The sequence below is a fragment of the Pedobacter nototheniae genome (genome assembly GCF_032678625.1).
Lineage (GTDB): Bacteria > Bacteroidota > Bacteroidia > Sphingobacteriales > Sphingobacteriaceae > Pedobacter > Pedobacter nototheniae_A.
Map to the genome: position 1 here is coordinate 799,698 of NZ_JAVTSO010000002.1, position 14,368 is coordinate 814,065.

Annotated in this window: 12 protein-coding genes; 6 read left to right on the top strand and 6 right to left on the bottom strand. The window is 35.7% G+C overall.

What is annotated here, in order from left to right; genetic code table 11:
- Position 1 precedes the first annotated feature (1 nt).
- From R2Q77_RS09150 to R2Q77_RS09160, 3 genes are all read right to left on the bottom strand, one after another.
- Positions 2-2,032, bottom strand: a complete 2,031-nt coding sequence (locus tag R2Q77_RS09150; protein WP_316803419.1) for a helix-hairpin-helix domain-containing protein — start codon at positions 2,030-2,032, stop codon at positions 2-4.
- On the bottom strand, positions 2,022-2,822 hold the full coding sequence (locus R2Q77_RS09155; protein ID WP_316803420.1) for a hypothetical protein: 801 nt from the start codon (positions 2,820-2,822) through the stop codon (positions 2,022-2,024). Before R2Q77_RS09155 ends, R2Q77_RS09150 begins: the two co-directional genes overlap by 11 nt.
- Before the next feature lie 96 nt (positions 2,823-2,918).
- The gene (locus R2Q77_RS09160; RefSeq protein ID WP_131537154.1) at positions 2,919-3,254 is read right to left on the bottom strand and encodes a MerR family transcriptional regulator; all 336 of its coding nucleotides are present in this window, start codon (positions 3,252-3,254) and stop codon (positions 2,919-2,921) included.
- A gap of 116 nt (positions 3,255-3,370) precedes the next feature.
- Here R2Q77_RS09160 and alaS point away from each other — a divergent pair, with 116 nt between their 5' ends.
- On the top strand, positions 3,371-5,986 hold the full coding sequence (gene alaS / locus R2Q77_RS09165; protein ID WP_316803421.1) for an alanine--tRNA ligase: 2,616 nt from the start codon (positions 3,371-3,373) through the stop codon (positions 5,984-5,986).
- Positions 5,987-6,052: 66 nt separating this feature from the next.
- Here alaS and R2Q77_RS09170 read toward each other — a convergent pair whose 3' ends face one another.
- The 3 genes from R2Q77_RS09170 to R2Q77_RS09180 form a co-directional block, all read right to left on the bottom strand.
- Entirely contained in the window at positions 6,053-6,562 is a 510-nt protein-coding gene (locus R2Q77_RS09170) for a hypothetical protein (protein ID WP_316803422.1), read from the bottom strand.
- A gap of 124 nt (positions 6,563-6,686) precedes the next feature.
- Positions 6,687-7,214, bottom strand: coding sequence for a hypothetical protein (locus R2Q77_RS09175; protein WP_316803423.1), 528 nt, complete (start codon positions 7,212-7,214; stop codon positions 6,687-6,689).
- Between the two features lie 226 nt (positions 7,215-7,440).
- Positions 7,441-8,043, bottom strand: coding sequence for a hypothetical protein (locus R2Q77_RS09180; protein WP_316803424.1), 603 nt, complete (start codon positions 8,041-8,043; stop codon positions 7,441-7,443).
- Between the two features lie 143 nt (positions 8,044-8,186).
- Here R2Q77_RS09180 and gatB point away from each other — a divergent pair, with 143 nt between their 5' ends.
- The 5 genes from gatB (at position 8,187) to R2Q77_RS09205 (ending at position 14,312) form a co-directional block, all read left to right on the top strand.
- Positions 8,187-9,644, top strand: a complete 1,458-nt coding sequence (gene gatB / locus R2Q77_RS09185; protein ID WP_316803425.1) for an Asp-tRNA(Asn)/Glu-tRNA(Gln) amidotransferase subunit GatB — start codon at positions 8,187-8,189, stop codon at positions 9,642-9,644.
- 2 nt (positions 9,645-9,646) lie between these two features.
- The gene (locus tag R2Q77_RS09190; protein ID WP_316803426.1) at positions 9,647-10,759 is read left to right on the top strand and encodes a TlpA disulfide reductase family protein; all 1,113 of its coding nucleotides are present in this window, start codon (positions 9,647-9,649) and stop codon (positions 10,757-10,759) included.
- Positions 10,760-10,863: 104 nt separating this feature from the next.
- A complete protein-coding gene (locus tag R2Q77_RS09195) occupies positions 10,864-11,553 on the top strand; it encodes a response regulator transcription factor (RefSeq protein ID WP_316803427.1) in 690 nt (229 codons plus the stop codon).
- A gap of 170 nt (positions 11,554-11,723) precedes the next feature.
- On the top strand, positions 11,724-12,446 hold the full coding sequence (locus tag R2Q77_RS09200) for an RluA family pseudouridine synthase (protein ID WP_316803428.1): 723 nt from the start codon (positions 11,724-11,726) through the stop codon (positions 12,444-12,446).
- A gap of 75 nt (positions 12,447-12,521) precedes the next feature.
- Positions 12,522-14,312: a chloride channel protein gene (locus tag R2Q77_RS09205; protein ID WP_316803429.1), complete on the top strand. Its 1,791-nt coding sequence runs from the start codon at positions 12,522-12,524 to the stop codon at positions 14,310-14,312.
- Positions 14,313-14,368: the final 56 nt, after the last annotated feature.

The following is a 14,368-nucleotide window of genomic DNA, read 5'->3' on the forward strand; positions in this document are numbered from 1 at the left end:
TTTAAAACTGATAACGGATTTGAATCTTAATTTCCGACTTTTTATTGCCTTCAATTTCATCTAAATATGAACCTATACTTTCTACATTTTTATAATAAAACAAAGCATACCGCAACCAAAAATTAATCTTTTTACCTACATCATATTTAATGTTAAAGTACGTTCTATAACCTTTGCCACTATACATACCAAAAGCAAAGCTGTATAAAACATCATCTTCGTAAACATAAATACGACTGTTGTAACTCGGTGTATTGAAATAGGCAAGTCTGAAATTTCCTGAAATCTTCGAGAATGGAGGGGCGTAATTTACATCCTGATAAATTAAGTAACCAAATTCTCTTGGTATATGGCCTTTCTTATATTGTGAAACTTCGGCATGGTGCTGAAAGCTGATCCTTCTATTCAAACGCCAGTTGACTTCTAAACGATAAGCTTCTTTTTTTACTTCTTCTAAAAAGTTAATGGGTACATCAAGGTCTGTATTTTGTTGCTTGTTTTCTGTTTTAAACCTTGCCAGTACTTTCAGTGTTTTACTTGGTGTGTAAATAGCTTGTGCTAATAGTTCATAACCTTTAGATGGTGCATTAATTCTATATTTTAACCAGGGAAACTGGAAATAATCTCCATAAAATGAAAAGGCCCAGCGTTTATCAGGTATAATGTTGAGTCCGGCGTAAACACCTTTTTCATTGTTAGCCTCTCCGGATTCAGCCATTGGCTGGTTGAAAAAATTGTGATAACTTTTAGAATAATTACGATAAACTATAGCCGCAGATGTGATGGATGACAAGCTAATTAAAGCACCATTAATATAAGCAATCCCACTATTTAAGCTCTTTCCGGCTTCGCCAAAAAAATAAAAATTTTTGTAGGTATAGTTGTAATGTAAACCTAAGTTGGTTAAGCTATTGCCGGTAAAACTAAAATGATCATAAACTACATTTTGTGTGATGAAAGAATTACTGTATTTACTTTGATAACCAATAAAACCAATGCTTAATTCACTTTTATTGTATTGTAATACTGCACCATATATTTGTTGACCTAAAATATTTCTATTTGTAATTTCGCTTGGAGTTCGGTGTAAACCCGTTTGATTTATGGTTGATTGGACTAAATTTCCATTTAAATCAAAGTCCTGGCGGGCATCTAATTTTCTAAAGGATACAAAAGGCGTAACATCTATATTTTTGTATACGTTTATTGTGGCCGAAATTCCCCTGAAAAATGAATATTCGTTTGTTGAGGTATAAGGTCGTAAGCCTAAATCTTTTTTTGCAACGCTTGTTACGTCAGGACCTTTACCAAAAGCAAATCCCGACCATAGTGTTAAACCTTGGCCAAACTGCAAAGTGTAATCTCCTAAAACAACTTTTTTTATACGGCCAAGCTTGAATAATGCTATACCGCCAGAGAAGAAATCGGTGGGAGTACTCATAAATTTTTCACCGGCATCTTTTTCAAGTGTAATTGCTGCAGAAGCAATGGCGCTATAAGTATACCGGTAACGCAGTTGAAATTTTTCTGGTGAACCTAAATAGCTGCTTCCGGGTAAATCTGTAAAGCCTTTTTGCTTTTCTAATGTTTGTGCAAACCTGGTGATTAAATCGTTTTCGCCAAGTTTAGCTATATTTTTAAAGGTGAGTTTTTCGAATTCGGTATTTCCGGTTAAGGTTACAAAAGGAAGTAAGTTTTGAACCGTTTTAACATCAAACCCATCTATCGCCTGCAGTTCCAAAACATCAGCAAGATTTCCATTTTCTTTCAGATATTCGAAGAAATTACTGATTTGCAACGGAGAAAGGAAAATGAAAGCTTTAAGTTCATCAGGATTGGTTTTATTCAGATTAACAGGATGTTTTTTAAGCTTTGACAAGATTTCCGTTAATTCTGTAAGGTCGTAATCATCAGGCAAATCTTCAGCTACACTTTCAATAATATCATGAATTACTGTTTGTTCATTATTTTGCGCATTTGCAGTAAGGAAACCAAACAGGAGCGGGGCGATTAACAATTTTTTAAAACGCATAACCAATAGCGATTTGAGGTGTATAGCCAAGATTTGGATCATAAGCAGTAGCCATATCCATTGAGAACTTTTTATAATTAAGCCCAAACCCCGCATACTGTTTAAATGGTTTAGCACTTAAACCTGCACGTAGACTTAATAAATCAAGAATTTTATAGTCGAGCCCAATGCTTACATCAATTGGTTCTTTTAATATTTTTGCAACGGTAGCTGCAATTAATATCCGGTTTGACGGGACGTAGCTTACACCGATATTAAAGGATGACGGGATTTTTGCCTCAATTTCTTTATTGCTGTATTTTTGTTTGGAGGGATTACTTGCAAAAGCCCCGAAGGTTAAGTGTTCATTAAAATGATAGCGCACACCAGCATCTACAGAAAAACCAGAAGATGCACCATAGTTGGTGATTTTAACTTGAAAATAATTGATGTTTAATGCAATGGACAGCTTTTTATGAAATTGTTTAGCATAAGCAAACCCCACTTTCATTTCATTGTAATCAGATAAGCCATATCGTTGAAAGCTTAGTCCTACATAATTATTGCTAAATGGAGCTACAGCAGCAAATGACTGTGTACTTACCTCATTACTGAAAAGATGGCGGGTGTAATTTAGAGAAATGGATGTACTGGTTATTCCAGTTATGCCTGCCGGATTGGCTTGCAAAGACCATATATCGGTTACTGAAGCTCCATTATTACCCATGGCAGTAAGCCGTGGACCCAGGTTGTTTTGAGCAAAGAGCGGAGCTGTTGCTATTAATAATAACAAAAAACTAAATATTTTCATGAGCTGGCGTTAACCGGGACGTTAAAAATATAGAGTGATTTGTTTACATCATAAATGTAATTAAAATTTTTATAAGTTGTATAATAAAGTTTACTTTTATAGTTCTTGAGAAAGATTAACTAAAAATCCTTTTAATTTTTCTAAAGAATCAATAATTTTTTGGTTCTCTTTCACATCACCTTTATTATTTTTTAAATAATCTTTCGCACCTTTTAAAGTAAAGCCCTTTTCATCAACCAGGTTAAAAATTATTTTAAGGTTTTCAATGTCCTCAGGAGTAAAGAGGCGATTGCCTTTTTTGTTTTTCTTAGGCTGAAGAATGTCGAATTCTTTTTCGTAAAAACGAATTTGTGACGCGTTTACATTAAACATTTCAGTCACTTCGCCCATGGTATAATACATTTTATTAATGTCTCTTTCTTTATACGGCATAATTTGTGCTTGATTATGAGTGTTTTATATCGATTAATTAAAGTGTTCAAATGTAGCTCGATTTTTCCTGATTAACGCAATAAAATTTTAATTTTGTTGCTTCAATATTATATGTAATGACAGCAAAAGAGATCAGACAAGCATTCCTTAGTTTTTTTGAACAAAAGCAACATCATATTGTTTCATCGGCACCAATTGTGGTTAAAAACGACCCAACATTGATGTTTACCAATGCCGGTATGAATCAGTTTAAAGATCTTTTCTTAGGAGAAGCTCCAATTAAATACGCACGCGTTGTAGATACTCAACGCTGTTTACGTGTTTCGGGTAAACATAACGATTTAGAGGAAGTAGGGATCGATACCTACCACCACACCATGTTTGAAATGCTTGGCAACTGGAGTTTTGGCGATTATTTTAAAAAAGAAGCCATTGCCTGGAGCTGGGAGTTATTAACCGAGGTTTATAAAATTCCAAAAGATAAATTATACGTAACTTATTTTGAAGGTGATGAAAAAGAAGGTCTGGAAAAAGACCAGGAGGCATATGACCTTTGGAAACAATATGTAGATGAAAGCCATATTTTACCAGGCAACAAGAAAGATAACTTTTGGGAAATGGGCGATACAGGCCCGTGTGGTCCTTGCTCTGAAATCCATGTTGATTGCCGTACTGATGAAGAAAAAGGGGCTGTTGATGGCGCAACGCTGGTAAATGCAGATCATCCGCAGGTTATAGAAATCTGGAACAATGTATTTATGCAGTTTAACCGTTTAAAAGATGGTTCATTACAAAGTTTGCCTGCTAAACATGTTGATACCGGAATGGGTTTTGAACGTTTGGTTCGGGTTTTACAAGAAAAAACTTCAAATTACGATACAGATGTTTTCCAGCCTTTAATTCAGTTTATTGCTGAAAAATCGGGTATTAAATATGGTGTAGACGAAAAAACGGATATTGCTATGCGTGTAATGGCTGATCACATCAGGGCCATTTCTTTTGTGATTGCCGACGGGCAATTGCCATCTAATAATAAAGCAGGGTACGTGATTCGCAGAATTTTACGCCGTGCTGTACGTTATGCTTATACTTTCCTGAACTTTAAAGAGCCATTTTTAAATCAATTGGTTCCTTTATTAGCCGAACAATTTAAAGGTGTTTTTGACGAATTGTATGCGCAGCAGGATTTCGTCCAGAAAGTAGTATTGGAAGAAGAGGTTTCCTTTTTGAGAACTTTATCTACAGGGATACAGCGTTTCGAAAAATACCAGGCAACTAATAATGTAATTGAAGGTAGTTTTGCTTTCGAATTATCAGATACATTTGGTTTTCCGATTGACTTAACCGAGTTAATGGCTAAAGAAAAAGGCTGGATAGTTGATTTAACTGCATATGAGCAGGCACTAAAAAAACAGAAAGATGATAGCCGCGCGGCCACTGCTATTGATACAGGCGACTGGATTATTGTAAATGCAGATGATCAAAGTGAATTTGTAGGTTATGATGACCTGGAGATTGAAACCGAAATATTAAAATATCGTAAGGTAAAAGCAAAAGGTAAAGAACAATATCAGATTGTTTTACGCCAAACGCCATTTTATGCAGAGAGTGGTGGCCAGGTGGGCGATACCGGAAGATTGGAAGACCACAGCCGTCAGTTTTGGGTTGATATTACCGATACTAAAAAGGAAAATGGTTTAACGGTACATTTTACGGATATCCTGCCGGATAATTTAGAAGGCAAGTTTTGGGCTGTTGTTGATGAAGATAAGCGCGTTTTAACCGAAGATAACCACTCGGCTACGCATTTGCTTCATGCCGCTTTAAAACAGGTTTTGGGCCAGCATGTAAACCAAAAAGGATCGTTGGTGAATCCGGATTATCTGCGTTTCGATTTTTCTCACTTCTCTAAAGTAACAGATGAAGAGTTGGCACAGATAGAACAAATTGTTAATCTCAAAATCAGGGCAAACATTAAACTTAAAGAACAAAGAAATGTACCTTACCAGGATGCTATAGAAAGTGGGGTAACAGCGTTGTTTGGAGAGAAATACGGCGATTTTGTTCGAATGATTACTTTTGACGACCATTTTTCAAAAGAATTATGTGGTGGTACCCACGTAAAAGCAACCGGACAAATCGGATTTTTTAAAATTATAGCAGAAAGTGCTGTTGCAGCAGGTGTTCGTCGGATCGAGGCCATTACCGCAGATAAGGCAGAGCAATATTTCTTAGATCAGAACAATGAAATCGCGCATCTAAAAACACTATTAAATGGAAGTAAAGATTTAGCCGCTTCTGTACAGGCTTTGTTGGATGAAAATACTAAACTTAAAAAGGAGATAGAAAAGTCTACAAATGAAAGGGTAAACACCCTTAAACATGAGATTGTTCATCACATGAAAACCATTAATGATGTGAATTTAGTTGCTGCCCACATTGATTTACCAAGTGCAGATGCGGTGAAAAACCTTGCCTTTGCTGTAAAAGACTTAGTAGATAACCTATTGTTGGTATTTACTACAGAGATTGATGGTAAACCGGGCGTTACAGTCATGTTATCAGATAACCTGATTAAAGATAAAGGATTAAATGCTTCGAACATTGTACGCGAGCTGGCTAAAGAAATCCAGGGCGGGGGCGGTGGACAACCTTTTTATGCAACGGCTGGTGGTAAAAATCCGGCTGGATTAAAATCCATTCTGGAAAAAGCAGAGCAATTAATTTCTTAAGTAGCATTATAAAGATTTCAAGAAATTTAATCATAAAAAAAGAGGCTTTAAGCCTCTTTTTTTATTTTAATGTCTTCCTCTGTTTCCTCTGGAAGAATGATTATTTCCATAACGGTTCTGATTTCTATTATCATGTTTACCATTATTATAGTGCTTGTAGTCAGGCCTGTAATTTCTATAAGAATTATTTCTTGCCGGACCTCTTCCTCCATAATAACTGTTGGTATAATGAACGTTATTGGCATATCTAACGCGGTGTGTATTGTAACTTCTGTAAGGATTATTACCATACATTACAATTTTGCGTCCGTGGTTTAAATCATAATGTCTGTACCTGGTTGGTAAATAACTCGATCTGATCCATCGGTTTCCACTTAAATAAACAAACTGCCTTTGCGGAACATAATAATAAGATTGAACTTCTGGCAGATAATAATAGTTTACATTTTGATAACCTGCCGGAACCCATGCAGGCTGCGAACCGATATTTATGTTTAAACTAACCTGAGCGTGAGATTGATTAGATGTTAAAGCCACGATACCTACAATCGCGGAGATGATTAATAACTTTTTCATAATCTATAGTATTTGTGTGTACCAATTTAAATTCAAACGCTGTGCCAAAATTTCTATTGTAACAGAGATATAAAAAAAGGGAAATCTCTCGAAATCCCTCTTTTAAAATTAGTTAATAAAAAATTTAATGTTTGTCATGTCCCTCGCCTTTACCGTTGCCGTGACCTTTGCCTTTATTATACTCTTTGTTGTTTTTACCATACATTTTTTTTGCTTGTCCGGGAGGCATTCCGTGGGGATGACCTTTTACAACATAGTATTTTTCTTCTCTACTATCTCTGATAATAACCTGCTTTTTACCATTTCCACGATATTTTTCATACTTAACTTTATCGTTTTTGAAGTTTAAATATGGTTTTGGAGAATTAATTACAACCTTATATCCGTTATACAAATCATAATTTCCATAACGAGAAGGCAGATTATTAGCGAATACCCAATCGTTACCATTTAAGTAAACAAACTGTTTTTTGGGTACGTAATAATAACTTTCTACATCAGGCAAATAATAATAATCAACATGATCGTAGCCTGTAGGCCCCCAAAGTGGTTGCGAACCAATATTAACATTAATGTTTAATTGGGCTTTTACACTATTTAAGCTGAATAATGAAATCATCATAATTACAGCAATTAAAGGTAACTTTTTCATTTTCTTAGATTTAAAGGTTTTTTATGTGTTGTTATTAACCTATTCATTTTACGTGCCACTTTAATTATTACTGTTTATTTTAACAAAATTTAACTGAAAGATGTACTTAATAAAGCTGCATTTATCTAATTTTCAGTGCCTTTATTTGGTATGCACACATTGATTGATATAAAAAAAGGGAAATCTTCCGAAATCCCTTTTTTAAATTAATCAACCAAAAAATCTTTTAATGACGCTCATTGCCTTTGCGCTGCTCTCCACCTCTTTCTCCTCGGCCATTGTTATTCGCTTCTCTTCCTGGCCTTTGATTATTGTTTGTTGGTTTAGCAACCTGATTGTTACGGCTGGGCCTGTTATTATTAGTAGGGCGGTTTACCTGAACATTATTTGGTCTGTTATTGCCATTATAATTTGGATGGCCTTTAACCACATAATATTTGGAATCGCGACTATCTCTTATAACTGTTTGTTTGCCACCATAATTTTTATACTTGCCGTATTGCGATACGTATATATTATTTTGCAAATATGGTTTCGGTTTATTGATAACCACTTTATAAGCATTGTATAAATTAAAATTGGAGTACATTGGAGGCAGGCTGTTTACCCAAACCCAACGGCCATTGTTCAAATAAATGTACTGACCTGATGGCACATAATAATAAGCATTGATATCAGGTAAATAGTAATAATCTACATGGTTGTAGCCAGTTGGACCCCATAGTGGTTGTGAACCTATATTTATACTTAAACTTACCTGTGCTTTTGCACCATTTATACTGAATAGTGAAACCATCATTATTGCAGCGATTAAAAATATTTTTTTCATGACGTTTTAAATTAAAGGTTTCTTTTCTGTGTTAATTACTAATCAGACAATAGGATTACACGGTAGTTTAATTAGCCCGGACTGTTTTAACAGTATTTAACTATATTTGCCTGCACAACATCGTTAAACCGCATAATTTAAATATGAGTTTAGGTACAGAACCAAACAAATTCGAACTCGTTTCAGGACTGGAAATACATGTTCAGTTAAATACCAATACTAAAATTTTCTCTGCTGACAGTGCTTCTTTTGGTGCTTTGCCTAATCAAAATATCTCTACTGTTTCTTTAGCTTTACCAGGCGCGTTGCCTAAGTTAAATAAAGAAGTAGTGGCTAAAGCCATCAGAATTGGTTTAGCCCTGAATTGTACCATAAACCAGCTTAATTTTTTCGATCGAAAAAACTATTTCTATGCAGATTTACCAAAAGGCTACCAGATTACACAGGACAACCAACCCATCTGTATTAATGGTTTCTTAGAGGTGGAACTTGGTGATGGTTCTACAAAAAAAATTGGCATTAACAGAATCCACCTGGAGGAAGATGCCGGTAAGAGCATTCACGATCAGGATGAAAATTACTCGTTTGTAGATTTAAACCGTGCGGGCGTACCTTTAATTGAAATTGTAACCGAGCCTGACATTAGAACAGCTGAAGAAGCTTCAGCCTTGTTAAGTGAAATCAGGAAACTGGTGAGGCATTTAAATGTGAGTGATGGGAACATGGAGGAAGGTAGCTTACGTTGCGATGCAAATATTTCCATACGCCCGTTTGGTGCCAGCGAGTTTGGTACCCGTTGCGAGGTTAAAAATTTAAATTCTATGCGTAATGTACGCAGAGCAATAGATTTTGAGTTTAGTCGACAGGTAGAAGTTATTTCAGAGGGTGGGAAAATTATTCAGAGTACCTTAAACTTTGATGCCGATAAAGGCACAACTTCACCTATGCGTACCAAGGAAGAAGCAAACGATTATCGTTATTTTGCCGATCCTGATTTACAACCGATACAGATTTCGGATGAATGGCTTGCTGAAATAAAATCAGCCATGCCTGCTTTGCCAAATGAAATTTCAAAACAATTAATTTCCGAATTCGGGATTAATAGGGCTGATGCAACACTTTTTGCGGAGGATATTGATTTGTTGAATTATTTTAATGCGGCATCGCCATCCGTTAACCATAAAAAAACGTTAATTAACTGGCTAATCGGTCCGGTTAGAGCGTTGTTAAACGAAAAAGGAGTAGGAATTGCCGATTTTAAGGTGAAACCTAAGCAACTGGCAGAAGCCATTAATTTAGTTGATGATAAAAAGTTAACCCAGCAAATTGCCATACAACAATTATTGCCTGCAATTGAAGGACAAGAAAATCAAACCGTATCAGCATTAGCCGCCTCATTAAACCTGTTGATTTCTGATAATGGAGATGAATTATCAGCTTTTATAGATGAAGTTTTAAATAAATATGCCGCACAGGTTGAGGCATACAAAAAGGGTAAAAAAGGCGTTTTAGGCTTATTTGTTGGAGAGGTGATGAAAATGGCCGAAGGCAAGGCAGATGCTAAAAAAATAAATGAATTGATAATTGAAAAACTGAAATAATAATGAAATTAAAACAATTAAGCCTGATTGCGCTTATTGCCGTTGCATTTGCAGCCTGTAAGCCAAAAGATAGTTTTGTAATAGATGGAACTTTCCAAAATCCAGGAGCAGAGAAAAAAGTATTTTTATTCGGAATGAAAAGCAGCAACATGATTGCTATTGATTCTACTGTTTTATCAGAAAAAGGTGAATTTAAATTTATCCGTAAAACGCCGTCTGTAGATTTTTTCAGGGTATCTATTGGCAATCATGAATTTATGTTAATTGCAAAAAATGGCGATAATATTAAACTGGAAGCAGATTTAGCGGATAAAACACTTGCTTATAAAATTTCGGGCGCAAATGAAGTTGATAAACTTTCGGAACTGAATGGCCTTAGAAACAATTTTGCCAAACAGGTAGAAGGAATTCAAAAAGATTTTGATGCTAAAGTTGCCGCACAACCTCAAAATAGAGCCGCTATTTTGGATGCCATGCGCCCTCAATACGAATCTTATATTAAACAACTTAATAATGCTGTTATAAAATTTGCCGCAGATAACAAAGGTACACTTGCCAGCTTTTATGCAATGAATACTTTAAGTCCGCAGGAATATGAAGCAGAACTGGTAAAATTCAGCGATGAAATTAAAGATCAGATTAAAGGAAATGCAACGGTTGATACTTTTGTAAAACAAATGCAATTGCTTAAAACTGTTCAGGTGGGCCAACCTGCACCAACTTTTACCATGAATACTGCTGATGGAAAAGCCATTAACTTAACAGATTACAAAGGAAAGTATATATTGCTTGATTTTTGGGCCTCGTGGTGCCAGCCTTGCCGTCAGGAAAACCCGAATGTAGTTAAGGTATACAATAAATTTAAAGCCAAAAACTTCGATATTTTAGGGATTTCACTGGATACGGACAAAGAAGCTTGGTTAGGTGCTGTAAAAGCCGACGGTTTAGCATGGCAGCATGTAAGTGAACTGAAGGACTTTAATGGCACTACGGTTAGAAAATATCAGGTGCAGGCGATACCATCATCTTTCCTGATTGATCCGAATGGTAAAATAGTGGCTAAAAACCTACGTGGAGAAGAATTAGATGCATTTTTGACTAAAACATTACTTTAAAAGAAATTAAATGTTAAACTATTTTCACTGCTTAACAATTTCTTAACTTTGACTTAACTAAATATTGCATCAGAGACACTACTTTCGTAACAAATATTTAATTTATGAATAACGCAGGTCAGAAAATATTAATTGTTGATGATGAACCAGATATCCTGGAATTGATTGAATACAATTTAAAAAAAGAAGGATACCAGGTTTTCTTAGCTTCAAATGGCCAGGAAGGTATTACAATTGCGAAAAAAGTACATCCGGACTTAATCATTTTAGATATTATGATGCCTAAAATGGATGGGATAGAAGCCTGCCGTTTAATGCGGGCAATACCTGAGTTTAAAAATACCTTTATGGTGTTTTTAACCGCAAGGAGCGAGGAGTATTCTGAAATTGCAGGTTTTAATGTTGGTGCAGATGATTATATTGCTAAGCCCATTAAACCAAGAGCACTGGTAAGTCGTATAAATGCAATTTTAAGAAGAAATAGCAGTTCTGAAGAGGTATCAGAGAATAAGTTGGAGATTGGAGATTTAGTGATTGACAGAGAAGCTTATTTAGTATTTCAAGGTGGCAATAAAGTAGTGCTGGCTAAAAAAGAATTTGAATTATTGTATTTATTAGCGTCAAAACCGGGTAAAGTATACACCCGGGAATCTATCCTTAAAAATATTTGGGAAGATTCAGTGGTGGTAACCAACCGTACCATCGATGTTCATATTCGTAAACTGAGAGAAAAATTAGGCGAAACTTATGTGTCTACTGTAAAAGGTGTTGGGTACAAATTTGAGCTTTCCTAAGAAAAATAACGAGGCCGCAGATTTCTGTATTAACCAGAAATCTGCGGCTTTTTTACGCGACTAAATTTCATATTGGTCTTTTTAATTTCATTTCAGCTGATAATAAGCTGTTCTAAATGGCATCTCCAAAAATAAATCGTATTTTTGCGGCTCATTAGCATTATCATATATTGAAGTTTCCAAATTTTAAAGACCTTATTTTATTCGAAGACAACGATTTTATTGTTGTAAACAAACCACCGTTCCTTGCATCACTAGATGAAAGAGGTGCAGCTGGTGAAATTAACCTTTTGCGGTTGGCCAAACAATATAGTGATGATGCACAGGTTTGCCACCGGCTGGATAAGGAAACTTCTGGTGCGCTAATTATTGCTAAAAATCCTGAGGCTTATCGCCATGCTTCCATGCAATTTGAAAGACGTAAGGTAAATAAAACTTACCATGCAGTTGTAGACGGGCATGTAATATTCGATGATTTATTAGTGGATTTACCGATTTTAAATGCTGGTAATAAAAACGTAACCATTGATAGAGCTGAAGGAAAAAGAGCTGAAACTTATTTTAATTCCTTAAAGTATTACAAGCATTATACCTTGGTAGAATGTAAGCCTATAACGGGTAGAATGCACCAAATCCGCATTCACTTAGCTACACAGAAGGCTGCCATAGTGGGTGATGATATGTACCGCGGCAAACCCGTATTTCTCTCTTCTATAAAAAGAGGTTTTAAATTATCCAAAGGAGAAGAGGAGCAACCCATCATGAAACGTTTTGCTTTACATGCCAGACATTTGGTATTTAAAGGCCTCAATGATCAGGATATTATTATTGATGCCCCTTATCCAAAAGATTTTGCAACCTTAATTAAGCTTTTAGATAAATTTGATGCATAGTTAACGATATAAAAATTGTCTTCCGGCTATGTTTTTCTTACTTTTGGATTATCGCTCCAGATAAACTCCTAAGAAATGTATATTCGATTTGTAAATTACCTTGATAGCTTAAACCAGTACCGAAAATCTAAAATATCAAACCGTAATTTTCTCATCATCCTGGCTGTTATTGTTGGCATATTGGCCGGCTTGGCCGCTGCTGCTTTAAAATCACTTACCCACCACATTGAAGAATTTCTTCAGTCAGACTGGCAGTGGAAGTATAAATATTATCTATACTTATTATTTCCGTTAATCGGTATTATGCTTACGGTGCTTTATGTAAAGTATTTCATCAGGAAAAGTAAATTCGAAACTGGTTTAACGCCACTGCTGTATGCCATTTCAAAAAAATCGAGCAGGATAGAACCACATAATATTTATTCTCAGATTATTACTGCTGCCGTTACAGTAGGCTTTGGTGGCTCAACGGGTTTGGAGGCACCTATTGTAACCAGCGGATCGGCTATAGGTTCTAATCTGGGTAGGTTTTTGGGTTTATCCTATAGGGAAATAACCATGCTGGTAGCCTGTGGAGCAGCGGCAGGAATAGCCGGTGCTTTTAACAGCCCTATTGCAGGTATTGTTTTCGCCATTGAAATTTTACTTCCTGAATTTACCATTCCGGCATTTATTCCTTTATTATTATCTGCAGCAACTGCGGCTGTTGTAGCCAGGGTATTTTACACCCAGCAATTGTTTTTTCTGGTAACAGAAGGCTGGCAGATGAATGCCTTATTTTATTATATTTTGCTGGCTGGCGTTATTGGCCTGTTCTCCATTTATTTTACTAAAGCAAACTACGCCGTAAAAGGACTTTTCTATAAGATAAAACATCCATACACGAAAGTTATTGTAGGTGGTTTAATGTTAGGTGCAATGGTTTTTTTATTTCCAACACTTTATGGTGAAGGATACATTACCATTAAAAGTTTATTAAGGGGCGATTACCTTGCTATAATTAATAACAGTATATTTTCTGAATACAATAACATTCCGGCGCTGGTGGTCTTATTTACAGTGGTTACCGTTTTTATGAAATCTATTGCCACCCTGGTTACGCTTGGTGCTGGTGGTAATGGTGGTACTTTTGCACCCAGCTTAATTATGGGTGGATTAATCGGTTTTGTGTTTGCCTACACGATTAATCTTTCCGGTATTGCACATTTAAATGTTTCTAACTTTATTGTAGCGGGCATGGCAGCAGCTTTAAGCTCGATTATGCACGCGCCTTTAACAGGAATATTTTTAATTGCCGAAATTACGGGGGGCTATATTTTAATGGTTCCTTTAATGATTACTTCGGCCATTTCCTATGCCATTAACCGCAGTTCTCAAAAACACTCCATTTACACTAAAGCCCTTGCCGATAAAGGCGAACTTTTATCGTATGAAGATAAGGATACAACGGTTTTAAATCAGATGAAGTTAAGGTATTTGATTGAGAAAGATTACGTTAAGCTAAATCTGAATGATAAAATTACTGAAAGAATGTCTGACATTCTGCAATCAAAAAGGAATATCTGCGCTGTTGTAGATGAAACTGATGATTTTAAAGGTTTGATTTACGCGGAAGAGTTGTTTAAAGAGATGATGAATAATCCTGATAAGAATGAATTAACAGCGCATCATCTTGTTCAGGCGGCACCTAATACCATCAAAGAAAACGATGATCTTAAAATCGTACTTCAAAAAATGGAGCAGGAAAATGTATGGCTTTTACCGGTTGTGGATGAACTTAACCGCTATAAAGGTTTTGTATCTAAAACGGCCATCTTTAATAAATACCGGGCATTGCTAATGCGGCAGAATGATTATATGGGATAGGTGATAGCCATTAAGGTTAAAATATTGGAAGGTTCAAAGGCTGATTATAAAATCCA